This window comes from Photobacterium proteolyticum (assembly GCF_001939735.1).
Taxonomy (GTDB): Bacteria; Pseudomonadota; Gammaproteobacteria; order Enterobacterales; family Vibrionaceae; genus Photobacterium; species Photobacterium proteolyticum.
On sequence record NZ_MJIL01000069.1, the window covers coordinates 268,062 to 283,748 of the forward strand.

General features: G+C 35.7%; 16 protein-coding genes. 13 read left to right on the forward strand and 3 right to left on the reverse strand.

All coding sequences use genetic code 11. The features are described 5' to 3' along the window. Position 1: 1 nt before the first annotated feature. The 3 genes from BIT28_RS12340 to BIT28_RS12350 form a co-directional block, all read right to left on the reverse strand. Positions 2 to 919: a capsule biosynthesis GfcC family protein gene (locus tag BIT28_RS12340; RefSeq protein ID WP_245823680.1), complete on the reverse strand. Its 918-nt coding sequence runs from the start codon at positions 917 to 919 to the stop codon at positions 2 to 4. Positions 920 to 931: 12 nt separating this feature from the next. Beyond that, positions 932 to 1,642, reverse strand: a complete 711-nt coding sequence (locus BIT28_RS12345) for a YjbF family lipoprotein (protein WP_075764074.1) — start codon at positions 1,640 to 1,642, stop codon at positions 932 to 934. A gap of 140 nt (positions 1,643 to 1,782) precedes the next feature. Beyond that, on the reverse strand, positions 1,783 to 2,121 hold the full coding sequence (locus BIT28_RS12350; protein ID WP_075764076.1) for a hypothetical protein: 339 nt from the start codon (positions 2,119 to 2,121) through the stop codon (positions 1,783 to 1,785). A 673-nt stretch (positions 2,122 to 2,794) separates the two neighbouring features. On the opposite strand from BIT28_RS12350, the gene BIT28_RS12355 reads away from it, so the two are divergent. From BIT28_RS12355 to BIT28_RS12415, 13 genes are all read left to right on the forward strand, one after another. Beyond that, positions 2,795 to 3,943, forward strand: coding sequence for a polysaccharide export protein (locus BIT28_RS12355; protein ID WP_075764223.1), 1,149 nt, complete (start codon positions 2,795 to 2,797; stop codon positions 3,941 to 3,943). 75 nt (positions 3,944 to 4,018) lie between these two features. Then, positions 4,019 to 4,396, forward strand: a complete 378-nt coding sequence (locus BIT28_RS12360) for a four helix bundle protein (protein WP_075764078.1) — start codon at positions 4,019 to 4,021, stop codon at positions 4,394 to 4,396. Positions 4,397 to 4,499: 103 nt separating this feature from the next. Then, positions 4,500 to 4,931 (forward strand): arsenate reductase/protein-tyrosine-phosphatase family protein, encoded by a 432-nt coding sequence (locus BIT28_RS12365; protein WP_075764080.1) that lies wholly within the window; start codon positions 4,500 to 4,502, stop codon positions 4,929 to 4,931. A gap of 98 nt (positions 4,932 to 5,029) precedes the next feature. Next, positions 5,030 to 7,195: a polysaccharide biosynthesis tyrosine autokinase gene (locus BIT28_RS12370; RefSeq protein WP_075764082.1), complete on the forward strand. Its 2,166-nt coding sequence runs from the start codon at positions 5,030 to 5,032 to the stop codon at positions 7,193 to 7,195. Between the two features lie 403 nt (positions 7,196 to 7,598). Next, entirely contained in the window at positions 7,599 to 8,729 is a 1,131-nt protein-coding gene (locus tag BIT28_RS12375; RefSeq protein WP_245823681.1) for an oligosaccharide flippase family protein, read from the forward strand. Next, on the forward strand, positions 8,713 to 10,221 hold the full coding sequence (locus BIT28_RS12380) for a hypothetical protein (protein ID WP_075764086.1): 1,509 nt from the start codon (positions 8,713 to 8,715) through the stop codon (positions 10,219 to 10,221). The genes BIT28_RS12375 and BIT28_RS12380 overlap by 17 nt, the downstream gene beginning before the upstream one ends. Then, the gene (locus tag BIT28_RS12385) at positions 10,211 to 11,380 is read left to right on the forward strand and encodes a glycosyltransferase family 4 protein (protein WP_075764088.1); all 1,170 of its coding nucleotides are present in this window, start codon (positions 10,211 to 10,213) and stop codon (positions 11,378 to 11,380) included. Before BIT28_RS12380 ends, BIT28_RS12385 begins: the two co-directional genes overlap by 11 nt. Then, positions 11,377 to 12,501 carry a glycosyltransferase family 4 protein gene (locus BIT28_RS12390; protein ID WP_075764090.1) on the forward strand — a complete coding sequence of 375 codons (1,125 nt, stop codon included), beginning with the start codon at positions 11,377 to 11,379 and terminating at the stop codon, positions 12,499 to 12,501. The genes BIT28_RS12385 and BIT28_RS12390 overlap by 4 nt, the downstream gene beginning before the upstream one ends. Then, complete coding sequence (locus tag BIT28_RS12395) at positions 12,491 to 13,483, forward strand: glycosyltransferase (RefSeq protein WP_075764092.1); 993 nt, start codon at positions 12,491 to 12,493, stop codon at positions 13,481 to 13,483. The genes BIT28_RS12390 and BIT28_RS12395 overlap by 11 nt, the downstream gene beginning before the upstream one ends. Next, positions 13,470 to 14,111, forward strand: a complete 642-nt coding sequence (locus tag BIT28_RS12400) for a hypothetical protein (protein ID WP_075764094.1) — start codon at positions 13,470 to 13,472, stop codon at positions 14,109 to 14,111. The genes BIT28_RS12395 and BIT28_RS12400 overlap by 14 nt, the downstream gene beginning before the upstream one ends. Continuing rightward, positions 14,108 to 14,734: a hypothetical protein gene (locus tag BIT28_RS12405; protein WP_075764096.1), complete on the forward strand. Its 627-nt coding sequence runs from the start codon at positions 14,108 to 14,110 to the stop codon at positions 14,732 to 14,734. Before BIT28_RS12400 ends, BIT28_RS12405 begins: the two co-directional genes overlap by 4 nt. Beyond that, entirely contained in the window at positions 14,735 to 15,175 is a 441-nt protein-coding gene (gene pssD / locus BIT28_RS12410; protein ID WP_075764098.1) for a PssD/Cps14F family polysaccharide biosynthesis glycosyltransferase, read from the forward strand. Then, complete coding sequence (locus BIT28_RS12415) at positions 15,172 to 15,687, forward strand: glycosyltransferase (protein ID WP_075764100.1); 516 nt, start codon at positions 15,172 to 15,174, stop codon at positions 15,685 to 15,687. The genes pssD and BIT28_RS12415 overlap by 4 nt, the downstream gene beginning before the upstream one ends.

Below are 15,687 nucleotides of genomic sequence, written 5' to 3' on the forward strand. Positions count from 1 at the left end.
TTTACGAAGCCCGGTTCCTTAGCAGGTTAACTATTTCCTCGTTAATGGTGTTGAAATCATCGGGTAGAGAGGAAAAGCCAAGGTAAATAGTTGCACCCGGCGCAATGTCGAAGTGTTTGTTGTTCCAGTAAGCGATAGGGTGCTGTTCTACGTGCCCATCGGGTTGAATAACCCAGACATCGCTGTTATCTGCATTGCTGAGTATTACAACTTGCTTGAGATAATTATTGGCGTTTCTGCGTTCTTGCCAAGAAACCTCTTTAGGGTGGGATACCGCACCTGCGACAAGTAAAGTCCTTGGGCGAGGGGGCAACACCAACGTCAAATTATGGTCAACTAACGGGTTGATTGTAGACTCAATACGAACATGGTCATAATCAAGAGGCGTGAATATTCTTTCGCCAATATTAAGATTGTCAATGTGCGCTGCGAGTTTGAGAGCGGCTTGACTTTGTTCCCCTTTTCCTTCATTTTTCCAGAGGCTTGCTAACTGCGTAAGTTGGCTAATTACATGTTGCTTCCGAGGGTGAGGAAAACGCTCAAACAGTGCAGCACCAGTCCAGAAAATATTGTTTGAAGATGTAGGTTGAATCTGCTCTTGAGCAAGAGCTAGCTGGTTGATATTGGCAATACTATCACTCAATATTTGGTCAACACGAGCAGGTGCAGGATAGCTAAGTTGTATTTGCTGCTTATTGGTTAGCGATGTCGTTACAATAATCTTAAAAGACTTGTTATCGCCAGATGCAATGATTTCATTGTGAGAAGGTGCTTGCGCCATGAGATTAAAGCTAGCCACTGTACTCGTGAGTATAATCAAAACAGTTTTATTGATTTTTCGAGTAAGTCTTGCTTGCATAACAGTCAAGAAAGTAGAAATAGCAGAGGCTGCAAGTGTTCTGAAAAAGAGCAGGTTCATGTTCATTCCGTGTTATGAATAAGGCTTCAATAAAGTAATTTCGACATATGGCAGGCTAGGTGCGAGCTTTTGCTTGCTTTTTAGCACTTTTCCTGTTTGTGGATATAGCCAGAAGTCATTTTGATACTCTATGCTGAGGCTAGAAACCGTTACAATTTCAGTAAAGTGCAGTGCTTCAATAGGCTTTTCATTGACGATAATTACTGTGTTTTTCTGGCGTGTAAATTCGGACTGTAATGTATAGCCATAATGATAACCAGGTTGCCAATCAATCTTCCGTTGCCAGGTTGTTGGTGTTGAAGGCAGATGAAGCCCTAGAGCAAGGGGATCAGGCTGTGAGCTGATAGTCTCGATAAGATTACCTTGCGGCAAATTTAGCGTTTTTACTAATCGCCCACTTTCTGTAACTAGCATCCCGTTGTCTGAAGACATCCACTTTAGTTGTTTAGCTTGTTGTGATGTAGCTTGGTGCTGGCCTAAGCTTGTTTGGGACTCAGCAAGAGCTAACACCATGAATGCTTGAGGGCCGTTACTCACTTTCGCATAAATGCTAGCATAAGGAAGGTTATAAATATCATCCTGATCTAACTTTATGTCAGCTTCCCCAAAAAGCGCGATCTTAACTGTGTCGTTAACATCATTAAATTTTTGACTGCAGCCTGTTAAAGTAGCTGAAGCTAGAATTAAAGAGAGACAAAGAATAGAACGGTGAAGTGTTCGCATTTGAGTAGCAACTATCCATTAGTTTGAAATAAAGCATATCTTAATCGGTACGCTTATGAAGCAGCGGGCTAAAATAAAAGCAAATAATAACCGCACAGAAATGTGCGGTTATGTTATAAAGCTATATCAGTAAGCTGTGATTACCCCTGACCAGAAAGAGTTGTCACAGTATCGTTATTGCTTGAATCAGCAACAGCAACTGCTGCTACAGTAACAGCAGCTGTAGCAGCGACCGCTGTAGCAGTAATGCCGCCTGCAGCAGCAACAGTCGCACCTGCTGTACCAGCGGCAGCACCAGTTGTGGCACCAGCTGTAGCTGCTGTAGTTGAAGTTGCACCAGCTGTTGCTGAAGATGTAGCTCCAGCCGTAGTAGCTGAAGATGATGCGCTACCTGCCGCACCAGCTGAAGTTTCAGTAGCTGCAAATGCAGAACTAGCCATCGACATAGCGGCTAGCAATGCTATTGTGGTCTTTTTCATCCTATTCCCTTATTTTTATAAAAATACAAAAATGCGAAGTCACCTTCATTGGCAATGATATGAGCTATTTGGATTAATGGCAATGGATACACATAACTGCCACCAAACAATTTTAACTTCCTCTAATAATGAAATAATAAATTTGATGGTTGTGATGGATAGGGGAGCCTTAAAGCAGGAATTTAAAATGAGAGAGTTAGTTTAGTAGAATAAGTGATAATTTTGCTATTTATCAGAAATTTAGGTGCTAAGTTGGGGCGAGGGGATGAACCTGTTCTGAAAAATACAGTTCCTCTTAAGCCTCATTTTGTGTAAAATTGCGACCGTTTTTGTGTAAGTAGATAACTTCCATGAGATCATGGGATGTTAGTTGCTAACAAATGGGTGTATATGTGTATTTTCCGAGTTGAAAGGCCCCGCACACCCAGAAAGTAGAAATATAAAGCACATTGGGAGCTATAACCCAAGGGCGGTAGCGTGCATAAAATTGTCATCTAGTGGCCCTTCTTTCTTATTCTGCGGCCTTGGTTGACTATGTAATTTTGTGTATTTGCTAAGTTGGTCGCATCGTAATCGTAGATGCATAACCAGATGCAAACCCAAGATAATCTGCTCTCTTTATTGCTTGTACAATATGAGCAGCCCTTCATTTATCGGTACTGAATCTTATAATATGGATTTCACAAAAAAGTTTCTTATAACTGCAATGGCATCTGTCATGCTGGTAGGCTGCACGGTGCCTGGCGCCCATTTAACTGTTGATGACAAGAAAGTTATCACGGTTCAAAATCAAGATAGCGATTTTTCTGAACAGGTGAATGTTTACCCTTTAACAGCGAATGTCGTTAACCAATTCAAAGTGCCTAAAGCATTCTCTCAAACTAATCCCAGCTTAGATGCTGAGATAGCCCGTTACCGATACAAAATTGGACCTGGTGATATTCTAAATGTGACTATTTGGGATCACCCTGAATTGACGATTCCTGCAGGCTCTTATCGTAGCTCGAGTGAATCAGGAAACTGGGTGCATGCCGACGGCACTATTTTCTACCCATATATAGGGATAGTGAAAGTAGAGGGTAAGACGGTTACCGAGGTACGTGATGAAATGGCTACGCGCCTTGCAGCCTTTATCGAAAGCCCGCAAGTAGATGTAAATGTTGCCGCTTTCCGCTCTCAAAAGACATATGTAACCGGGGAGGTAAGTACTCCGGGCCAACAAGCAATTACTAATGTACCGCTGACTTTGTTAGATGCGATTAACCGTGCTGGCGGCCTTGCTGCTGATGCTGATTGGCGCAATGTCACATTAACTAGCAATGGTGTCGAAGAAAGTATTTCTTTATATGCACTTATGCAGCGTGGTGATCTAACGCAAAATCGCCTTCTCCGCCCTGGTGACATTGTTCATGTTCCTCGCAACGATGCTCAGAAAGTATTTGTTATGGGGGAGGTGAACGAACCTCAATTGCTTAAAATCGACCGTGCCGGTATGAGCTTAACAGAAGCTCTCAGCAATGTTGGAGGAATTAACCAACTTTCAGCTGATGCTACTGGTGTGTTTGTTATTCGTGGAAGAAAAGATGGATCAAAAAATAGTGCAGACGTTAATCAGATTCTTGCTAATATTTACCAACTCAATATTCAAGATGCATCTGCTTTATTGATTGGGACAGAGTTTGATCTCGAGCCATACGATATAGTTTATGTGACAGCGGCTCCAGTTACTCGTTGGAACCGTGTAATTTCACAAATTGTCCCAACAATTACTGGCTTCAATGAGCTAAGTGAAGGCGTACTGCGGATCAGAAATTGGCCATAGAAACGAAGTTTCTAGCAGCGAGATAAGAGGTGCGAGTTTCGAGTAATTTGCCTCTCAAGGAGCCAAGGAGGGCAGATGCATTATCTTAAGCTTGAAGTTTGGCAGAGAGGATATCAAGTCTCGCTGGGTGCCTGTAAATTACTTCAGTCCTGCAGAGATTTTGCACTAAAAGATCAAATATCACGTTCAGCAATTTCAATTCCGTCAAATATTGCAGAAGGTTCAGAGCGAAGAACAGCTAAAGACAATGTTAAATTTCTCTACATAGCCAAAGGCTCTTGTGGGGAGCTTGTCACCCAGTTGATGTTTGCAAGGGACCTTGGTTATATTTCGGAAGCAACCGCAAACGAAATGATTGACGAGTTGATAGAAGTTAGCCGGATGATTGGTGGACTGATAAGGTATCGGTCATCACAAATTCAAGAAAAACGCGGAGAGTATAGAGGTGAGTAGCGATGAAAAAGGTGCGAGTAGTGAGGTTGCTACAATGGTTCGCCGCGTTACTCAAGATACACCTCTCGAATCTCGATCCTAGCCTCTCGAAACTGGTAATACTATGTTCAACAAAATCCTTGTAGTCTGTGTTGGCAACATCTGTCGATCACCATCAGGCGAATATTTACTAAAAAAACTATTGCATAATAAACATGTTGCATCTGCAGGTGTTGGCGCACTGGTTGGTAAAACAGCTGACAAAATGGCGGCTGAAGTTGCTTTAGAAAACGGTGTGAGCCTTGATGGCCATATAGCTCAACAGTTAAAAAGTGAATTGTGCCGTGAATATGACCTTATTCTTGTGATGGAAAAAGGTCATGTAGAGGCAGTGACCAAGATAGCTCCTGAAGCGCGAGGAAAAACAATGCTCTTTGGTCAATGGGTTGGTCAGAGAGATATTCCTGATCCTTACCGCCAAAGTCGTGAAGCTTTTGAGCATGCTTATAGTCTAATTGACGAGGCTGCAAAAGCATGGGCGAAGAAATTGAATTAACTCAGGGTGAGATTTATAAATAAGTGAAGATCGATTGTGCTGATCTCATTACTCGCCACTAGTCCTACGAAACTAAACTCTCATTACTGGAAATAACTATGAGCGTTACGCAAAATTTACAAGTCAAGCAAGCAGACTCGGATGAGATTGATTTGGGGAAGCTGTTTGGTATTCTGTTAGATAATCGGTGGAATATAATCTCGATTACTTTCATTTTTGCCATTTTTGGTGTGGCGTATGCGCTGCTGGCGACACCAGTTTATAAAGCAGATGCATTAATTCAGGTTGAAACCAAAAGCTCTGGTATGCCCGCTCTGGGTGAAATGGGGGAGCTTTTCGCTTCTGAATCCTCGGCGACTACTGAAATTGAGATTATTAAGTCACGTATGATTTTAGGAAAAACAGTCGATAAGCTGAATTTAACGACTGTATCCTCGCCCAATTACTTGCCTATTGTTGGGAAGGGGCTTGCTCGTATTCAAGGTGAGCAAAATGCGATTTCTATTAGTCGTTTTGAAGCTCCTAACCATGTTGATATGCATGTGTTTACATTATTAGTGACTGACTCTGAAGCTGGGCATTTTGAATTAGTTGATAGTAATGAGCATAGGGTACTATCTGGTAGCGTTGGAGAATTATCTCAGCAAGGTGATTTTAGTATATTTGTTAGTCAATTGACAGCAGGTGATGGAGAGTCATTTACTATATTAAAAAGATCTCGACTTGATGCGATCCAATGGTTGCAACAAAATTTATCTGTCAACGAGCGTGGTAAACAAACTGGTATTCTTCAGTTATCTCTGACTGGTGAAAATCGTCGTGATATTGAAGAAATTCTTGACAACATAAGTCGAAATTATTTTTTGCAGAATGTAGCTCGTAACTCTGCAGAAGCCGAGAACAGTCTTAAGTTTCTCCGTACTCATCTTCCAGATATTAAGAGCCAACTGACGCTTTCTGAAGATGAACTGAATCAGTATCGACAAGACAATGAATCCATTGATTTAGGTTTAGAAGCTAAATCAACACTCGATGTTATGGTAAAGCTTGAAGCACAACTGAATCAGTTGACTTTCAAAGAAAGTGAAATATCTCAACGCTTTACAAAAGAACATCCTGCTTATCGTTCGTTATTAGATAAACGTAAGACATTGTTATCTGAGCGAGAAAGGTTGAATGAACAGATACAGAAACTGCCAAAAACACAGCGAGAAATTTTGCGTTTGACTCGAGATGTAGAAGTTAATCAGCAGATTTATGTTCAATTATTAAATAAAGTTCAAGAGTTGAATATCGTAAAAGCAAGTACGGTTGGTAACGTTCGTATATTAGATGTGGCACAATCATACACAAATGCAGTTAAGCCCAAAAAAGTATTGATTGTGGTATTGTGTACAATTGTAGGAGGGGTCTTAGCTATATCTATTGCTTTGCTAAGGTCTGTTTTCCACAGAGGGGTAGAAAGCCCTGAACAAATAGAATCGATTGGATTACCTGTCTATGCCAGTGTTCCAATGTCAGATTGGCAGGTCGAGCTAGAAAAAAAACAAAAGAATAAAAAATTACCTAGTGTAGATGAGACTCTCTTAACAGTATCTAATCCGGCTGATTTATCAATTGAAGCTTTGAGAAGCCTTCGGACAAGCCTCCACTTTGCAATGATGGAGGCTAAGAATAATATCATTATGATTTCTGGTCCTAGTCCTAGTATTGGAAAGTCATTTATATCTGCAAATATGGCTGCTGTAATAGCTAAATCTGGTTCTAAGGTATTAATCATTGATAGCGATATGCGAAAAGGGAGAATGGAGCGACAGATGGCTGTTGCGTATACTCCAGGTTTGTCTGAGTATCTCAGTGGACAAGTAGGGGTGGAGACTTTAATTAAACAACCGGGTGTCGAGGGCTTGGACTATATTGGCCGAGGGAAAGTTCCCCCGAATCCTTCTGAGTTACTAATGCACCCGCGCTTTAAGGTATTACTAGAATGGGCTTCCAAACACTACGATATAGTTATTGTTGATACTCCGCCAATTTTAGCTGTTACTGATCCTGCCATTGTTGGTGCTCACGCTGGGACCACGTTGCTAGTAGGTCGGTTTGGGCAGAACTCAGTAAAAGAAATTGATATAGCTAAGCAGCGTTTTGAGCAAAGTGGAATTGAGGTTAAGGGTTTCATCTTGAATGCAGTTATTAGAAAAGCTAGTAGCTATTATGGTGGTAATTATGGATATTATAATTATAGTTATGAATCAAAAGAATAATATCTAGTGATTATTAGTGTTTTTTTTGGCGCTATAATAGCGCCATTATTTTATAGTGAAATTTTCGTTATTCATTTATATGCTCGAGTTCGTTATGCCCGATTTACTATAATCAAGAAGTGGGATATTTTTATTTAAAATAACTGAAAGCATAATAACCACATCAAAGAGCATGTTAATACTTACTTTAGAAGGTATAAGGGTTTTAATTGATTTGGATTAATACACATTATTTAGAATAAGTGTCTATTTTAAGACTTAACTGTTCATATTTAGCAGCAATATATTAAAACACAAAGAACTACCTCATATGATTAATGTAAAATGGTTCCATTTATCCCAATCCATAATTTTGAAGTTGTCTTCAGCAGTTGTGAAGTTTATGTTAATCAAGGTCATTCTTATGTATATAAATATAGAGGTCTATGGTATGTATACATATTCTATAGCCATCTTTATGTTTTTTATGATGCTTTCAAGATTGGGGTTGGATACATATCTTCAGCGAGAAGTTTCCTCTGGAAATACTTCTGGGAATATAGCAGTAGGTCAGGTTTCTGTAATTAGTGTTATATCAACTATTGTAACAGGTTCAGTCTATTTGTTTTTCTCTGGCACAGAATATGAGACTTTCTGGGTGTTTTTTCTTCTGTCGGCATTCTTTTTTAACGCTTCGTGGATATATAGCTATATACTAAAAGGTGCTGGTTATATAAAAGAAGCAATAGCTATTTATGAAGTTGGCTTACCTTTAATAAATATAAGTTCAATTTTACTTTTAGGAAGATTTCTTGATGGTACAAAGTTGTTACTTTTATCATTTCTTATTAGCATGTTAATAACATTTTTGTTGTTGTTGGCTTTTTTGTATAAAAGACGTGTAGTTACTAAATTTGAAATAGCTCGGCCAAAAGTTTCAGAAAGTTATGGCTTTTCTTTAATTTCAATAAGTACAATGCTGCTAGTAATGGGGGATACGTACTTAATAGGAATACTACTGAGCGATTACGATGTTGGAGTCTATACACTTACGACAAAGATTGGAATGTTTATTCTTTTGCCAACTTCAGTTATTACAACCTTTTTGAATAATAAGATATCAAAGAATATTGGAAACGTAATAGCAATTAAAAATTTAATAGTTCCAAGTATAATTTTGAATGGGGTTATAGTTAGTATATTTGGCATGATTATATATATACTTAGTCCATTAATCCTTGATTTCTTGTCAGTAAGTAGTGATGAAGCAGTAATTGTTTTGATGTTATTGAAGGTATATGTTGTAGCTCAAATTATGATGGGAATGAGCGGTATATTTGAGTCGGTACTTATAATGGGAGGAGGGCAAAATGACCTCTTCAAGATAAACTCATTAATGGTGATTATAAACTTAATCTTGGGCTATCTATTCATTACAGCTTTTGGTCTCATTGGGGCTGTATATTCAACTCTGATTAGCTGTATTATTTGTCGTATACTACAGGTGTACATTGTAAATAAAAAGGTCTTTACTGTTAATGTCAGTGTCAATTAATGGCTCGAAAGTCAATTCGCTTACGTTGCTTTTTATTATTCTAACAATAATCACTATTTTTCTGGCTCTAATAGGTGTAGATGAACTTAACTTAGGTGGGCGGAAAATTGCCGCTCTTACTCTAGGGTTACCTTTCCTTCTAGTTATCAATTATCTTTTGATGACATCTATAAAAAAAGCTCTGTTTGCTATTTTAGTATTTTACCCTATATGGCAGAGACCTGCATATTATATAAAACTGCTAAGCATGCCTGATGGCTTTTATATTTTAAACTTACAACAAGCATATATCATGATTATCTCTGTCATAATTATACTTGCAGGGCTTGTTAATAGGAAGGTCAGGCTAAACTCCCAAGAGTTATTATGCTTGACCTTTTCACTATTAGTTCTAGTATTCTCTAGTATAAATTACTTTGTTAGTGGTGATGATGTTACTACATATAATTTTAATATTCTGATTGTAAATTATTACATTCCATCTTTGTTATTTATTGGGCTTATATTATACACTTATCAGGTTGATAGGCGCTATATTAATAATGCTATTTTGTGTTTCATTATATTCCAGTTTCTGTTTTGCTTTATTGAGCTAATATTTAGAGGTAAAATAATCTTAAGCAATCCGATGTTATTCGTTACATATGGGTTGAGGTTACCGTCTGGTAGTGATGGCTCACAGATAATAACGGGTGGCATTAGAGACTTACTATACTTTGCTTGGTTTTTTTCTTGGTTGCCAATCTATTTTTTTTATAGATATAAAAACGGACTTTTTTCTAAAAAAGAATATGTTTTTTGGATGTTTTTTTCTTACGTCGTTGTACTTATGACGTATTCAAAGTCTCCAATAATAATACTTCTAATTAATACGTTTATTATATTGAAGGTTGATGGTGTATTTAGTAAAAAAACAAGGAAGAAATTAATTGGTATAGCTTTGGGTATCACAATATTATCACCCTTTATAATAAATAATTTTTATTCGAGAGTAATACAATTTATTGAGTCTGTTACTGTATATTTTACTATGGGGGATAATGCTAGTCGAGAAGTCGATATGACTGTATATTATAGACTAAAATCTATCGCAGACCAACTACAGTATATCTCTAATGATGCGTCAAATTTATTTTTTGGTGGCTTTAACAACTTTGTTGAAGGCTCGTCGTTATTTTTTGTACTATCATCGTTTGGTTTTATAGCACTACTTATTATTATTATTATCTCTTTATTATACTTCATAAAATGTAATATTTATCAGAAGGGTGTTTTTTTATCATATTTAATTTACTCAATAACAAGTTTAGAGAGCTTCGTTGGGGTTTCAAACCACAGGTTATATTTACACTCTATAGATTATTCAAAGTATATTAATGAAAATGGTTGGTATCCTCAGTATTCTATGGGGAATGTATTTATAACAATTGTTCTTTTTGTTTTTGTTCAGAAAATTTTGTTGATTGATAATGGCGAAAATAATGTCAAATAAATTAAATGTCATCCAAGTATATCAAACAGATCCGTCATTAAATGATCAAGGCGGTGGAATTCGCTATGTTTGTAACTTAACTACTAACCTTTTAAAAAGAAATATTGGTATTACGTTTCTGGGGGTCGGGAAAAAAAATTATTCAGATAGAGAATTAAATTTTATTAAGGTTGATTCATCCGTTCGTGGTTATTTATCTTTTGGGATTAAGTTATTTAAATATTCCTTAAATCGTACTCTCTTACTAGGCAAAGTTGTACATGTACACAGGCTATATTACGGGTTACCATTTTCACTATTTAGTTGGTTTACTGGTTGTAAGGTTATATGTACTCTACATGGAAGAACGTTTGAAGTATTTAAAGACAAAAACTCTACAATAGCTTCAAAATTAGTTTTTCCACTGTTTTATTTCATAGAGTATTTATCATTACGCTTGGTTGATGAAGTTATCCCTGTTTCACAAGACGTTATCGATAGTTTCATAGAAAAGTATCCAAGCCTAGAATCTAAAATAGCTGTCATAGATAATATTATCCCTTCTATGTTAAATCTTTCAGATTTTAATGAATTACCTTCGAAAGAGGATTCACTAAGAGAGTTAGGTCTTTCCACAGACTTCCGTTATTTATGTTTTATTGGAAGATTCGCGAAGGTGAAAGATATCCCTTTTATTATTAACCTTGTTAATGAAAATAAGTGCTATTTTTCTAAAAATTCAATCAAAGTGATTTTATGTGGTCATGGGGAAGATTTTGAAGAAGTAAAGCTATCAATTAATCAACTAGGTTTAAATGTTTTTTTCCATCTGACTGGTGTCGTTGAATCAGCAGAAATAAAGCATGTATATAATTCTTCAGAACTAACTCTTATATGTTCGAAACATGAAGCCGGTCCAACGGTATTGATTGAATCAATAGCCGCCAATACTCCTGTAGTCTCTAATGATGTTGGAGAGGTAAAAGAGGTATTATCCGCTGGGAGGGTAGGAGTGTTAACAGATAAGACTACGGAGAGCTATTTTTACGCCATTAAAACAGTTTTGGAACAAGATAACTTTTTTGATTTAAATACTGGAATAAAAATTACTAATAGTAGAGGTAGTGAATCGATTACCGATAAATATATAGAGAAGTACATGGGGTTATTTAAAAAATGAAAATTGTAATTGTTACTTCCTGTTCTTTCCCTGCTTCTGAAGGATTAGGGACTCATGTTAAATCTATTGCTGAAAATTATGCTAACAATAACCATGATGTGGAAGTTTATATAAGAAGGTCTGGTAAAGGTGCTGTAGAAAAGGTCCAACATTGTGGTGTAACCTATGTGCTTATACCTTCTTCGTCTATTCCTGTGATAAGTTCATTTGTTTTTAAACATAAATGTGAAACAATATTAAATGATCAAGAACACGTTATTGATGTTATTCATTATCATAGCCCGCTAGTCTTACCATTGAATATAAAACATGAAGCAAAGGTAATAACTACTGTTCACTCAACCATGATAGAGGATACAAAGCACATTGAAATTATTAATGTAAAGTCTGTTTTATACAAGTTAATGGGACGCTTTGTAAGTCCTTTTTTTGAGAACTCATTATTTAAAGCTTCGTCGAATGTAATTGCCGTTAGTGCGGGTGTAAAAGATGAGCTTTACTCATTATATAAGCTCCCAACCAATAAAGTAAAAACAATTGCAAATGGTATTGATTTAGGAACATTTAGGCCTTTATGTAGTGTTGGCGATAAAACAAAGACCATTGTTTATATCGGACGCGTAGGGTTTCGAAAAGGAATTCCTGAATTAGTCGAGGCTATAAGATTACTTAAAAATGATTTGTTAGGCTATAGATTCCTAATTATTGGTTCGGGTGATTTAGATTCGTATTTAGAAGGTAAAATTAATGAGTATGCTTTAAGTGATATTATTGATTGGAAAAAGCATGTATCTCAAGAAAGCTTACCTCAACTACTATCGTCTTCAAGATTTCTCATCATGCCATCATCATATGAAACTGGACCTCGAGTTGTATTAGAGTCAATATCATGCTTAACACCAACAATTGCTACTCAGGTAGGATTGGTTCCACAGATAGATGATTCTGCATACATTAAAATTGATCAATCTAGTGCCGATAAAGTCAGAGATGCGATTCAATTTGCCATAAATCTATCACCAGAGGCTTATGACGTTTACGTTGAAGCGTGCCGCTTAGAAAGGAATAATTTTAATAGAGATATATCTTGTCAGGAATTATTAAAAACATATGAAAACTAAGAAGTATATCGTTATTGCGGCTTATAACTCTGAGCTTGCAAAGAGGCAGCCTTGGTACTCTGTCTCATATTTTATTGAAAAGTTAAGAAAAGATTACGATTGCATAATTGTAGGGAGTGTCAAGGATATACCTAAAACATTTACTGGTGAGGTTATAAAGGTTTTTTCTTTGAAAGATATTATTACTTTCGATAGCTTTAGGAGTAGAAAGTATAAACTAACATACTTTTGCTCATTGCCTATATATAACTTTTCTAGTTTTTTTTGTTTAGGACTTAACAATTTATTAAGAAATATCCAAGATCTATACCGCTTGATCATTATTTCATTGATTCCAAAATCTTTAATATGTAATGTTTTTTCTAACGCTGATTCCGTTATATTTATCTCCGATGAAACTTATAATTTGTTCTCAACTCTTAATAATAAACTTCATTTAATACCTTTTAAAAAAGACAATTGGGGAGGAGGAAATAACATTGAGATAAAAAGAGATAAAGTGGCGTATTTGGGGCCTCCTTTTGAGACAAGAGGCTTTGACATCGCTCTTAATTTATTTAATAAAATTGAAGGCTATGAATGTAAAGTTATCACTCGTATTGAAAGGGATTCATTAAAGAAAAGATTAATTAATTATAGCAATAACTCTAGTAATGTTAAGTTTATACTCGGCATGTTAAGTAGGGAAGAACTATTAAAAGAGCTTTCTGATGTTAAAATATTAGTTTTGCCATTTAGAGTTGTGATGTCTGAATTGCCTATCGTTGTACTTGAGGCCGCTGAATTAGGCATTCAAATCATAACAACAAAAGAATGTGGGGTTTCTAGTATCAAGAACTTCCCTGGTGTGATTATAAACAAAAAGGATATTCCCATAGATATTCTTGATAAAGTAGAACTTAAACTGGCTAATCAATCATTCTTTGACGAAGTAGAAAAGATAAATAGTATTTTTTGGAGTAAATATAATGGCAAAGATTAAGTACGCAAGAAGAGGTCTGTTATATGCCATTTTGAATTTAAAAATAATGGTACTTCTTTCAAATGTCTTATTCCAAGGTGCTCGTTATATGGAGTTCGGGGAGTTGTTATATAAATTATCTATAACGATATTTCTTTCAACAGCTTTGTATTTTTCGGGATTGGATGTGTTTTTTTCTATTTGTTTGGGACATGTTGGAAATTATATATTTAATGGTCAGTTTTTTGTGGTATATCGCTATTTGTTTGCATCGAAGGTGCTTACAAAATCAAAAGTTGAATATGTGTTAGATTGCTGTTCAAATCTATCTGATAGTAAACACATTAGAGATGTTTTATTTATTGGTAGTCTGTGTCGAAATACTCTTAAAGAGTCTAGTGATATTGATATCAGAATATTTCATAATTCAGGTTTAATTTCTAGCTTGTTTGCATATTGCCAAGCAACTAAGTTAAGATTTTTAGGGTTGATATATAGAGTCCCTGTTGATGTATTCTGTTTTTCAAATTTATCTTTTTTAAATAAAATCGATGAGCGAGAGGTTCCTCTTCATATTAACAGAGAGCGCGAGTTTATGGCCATGTATCCAAACTCTCTGAGTGTTTTTGATAGTAAGGTGAATTTATGAAAGTAATTCAGGTTATAGGTCCTGATGGTGTTGGTAAAAGTACAATTTGTTCACAGTTGACTGACCAACTGAGCATGAATTCATATAAGTCAAGATCAGTATGGTTACGTTTTAATAATTATATATCAAAAATATTTAATGCTATATGTAGATTGTTCGGAAAGAGTTATTATGAGCAATACACATGGGGTAAACTTGGTTACCATGATTATCAAGGTTCACTTGGGAATTTATATATTATATTGGTTTTTCTGGATCATATTATATTCCATACTTTTGTTAGAAGATCAAAAATCAGAACAGATGTTGATTTTAATGTTATCGACAGGTATGTATTTGATACTGTAGTCGATCTGTATGTTGATACTAATAATATTCGATTACCCTTGGTATTATTTTCTTCTTTTATAAAAAAAGAGTTGAGAGAGTCATTAGTTTATTGCTTGAAGTGTGATTATGACATAGTTGTGAGTAGACGCTCTGATATAGCAGATGATAAGGTATATAGTAAAAAGCTTGAGGGGTATAAAATAATAAGGCGATTATACGGGATAACTTCAATAGATACAGGTGTTAATGAAGTTATGGAATCCGTAAATCTTATTAAAAAGGAGTGCATATAAGTGAAAGTCGTTGCAATTTGTTCTGGGGGAGGACACATGGCTGAACTGAAAAGAGCTCTTCCTCATGTTAACGGTCTTAATATTACCTGGATCACAGCTTCTTCTGGCTATAATGCTGTTAAGAAAATGCCTAATACACTTTATATTTGTGATCCTCACACTTCAAAACTTATGTTTTTAGTTAACTTTGTCCAATCCCTTTACTTTTTTATTAAAACTCGTCCTCAAATCGTAATTTCATCTGGTGCTGGATTATGTATTTTTTATTGCTTGATTTGTAAAGTTTTTAAAAGAAAGTTGCTTTTCCTTGAAACAGGTGCGCGTATTTCTACTCCATCTAAAACAGGCATGCTATTGTATAAATATGCCGATTTGTTTATTATTCAATCAAAATGTTTGTTGAAATACTATCCTAAGGCAAGAGTCGGGTTGCTAAAATGATCTTATGTTTATTTGGTACTAATCCTTATGAGTTTACTCGATTGGCTTCAGCTATAGATAAGGTTGCTGTTGATTTTTCTGAAGAGTTTTTTGTTCAATCTGGCTCAACCAATTATAAATTTAATAATTGTCAAAGTGTTTCATTTTTAAGTCATGATGAACTTCTTGAAAAAATAAAAAATAGTAATCTTATTATTTGTCAGGGAGGGTATGGAAGCATTATAGAATCGATAGAGAGTAATAAACCTACAATAGCCATACCAAGGTACCCTCAATTAAATGAAAGTGCTGATGAACAATGTGAGACTGTCCATTATTTCTATAATGAAAATTTAATTGAAGCGTGCTTCGATAGCCTAGAAGATCTTGAAACAAAAATTACAGGTCTGTTAACTGGGCTATTAAAACTTAGGAATTATTCAGAGTTCTTATCTACAAGAGATGAACAAATAGTTAGTGATATTATCGCTGATTATCTGCAATTACATGAACATTCAAATACGAATTTATAG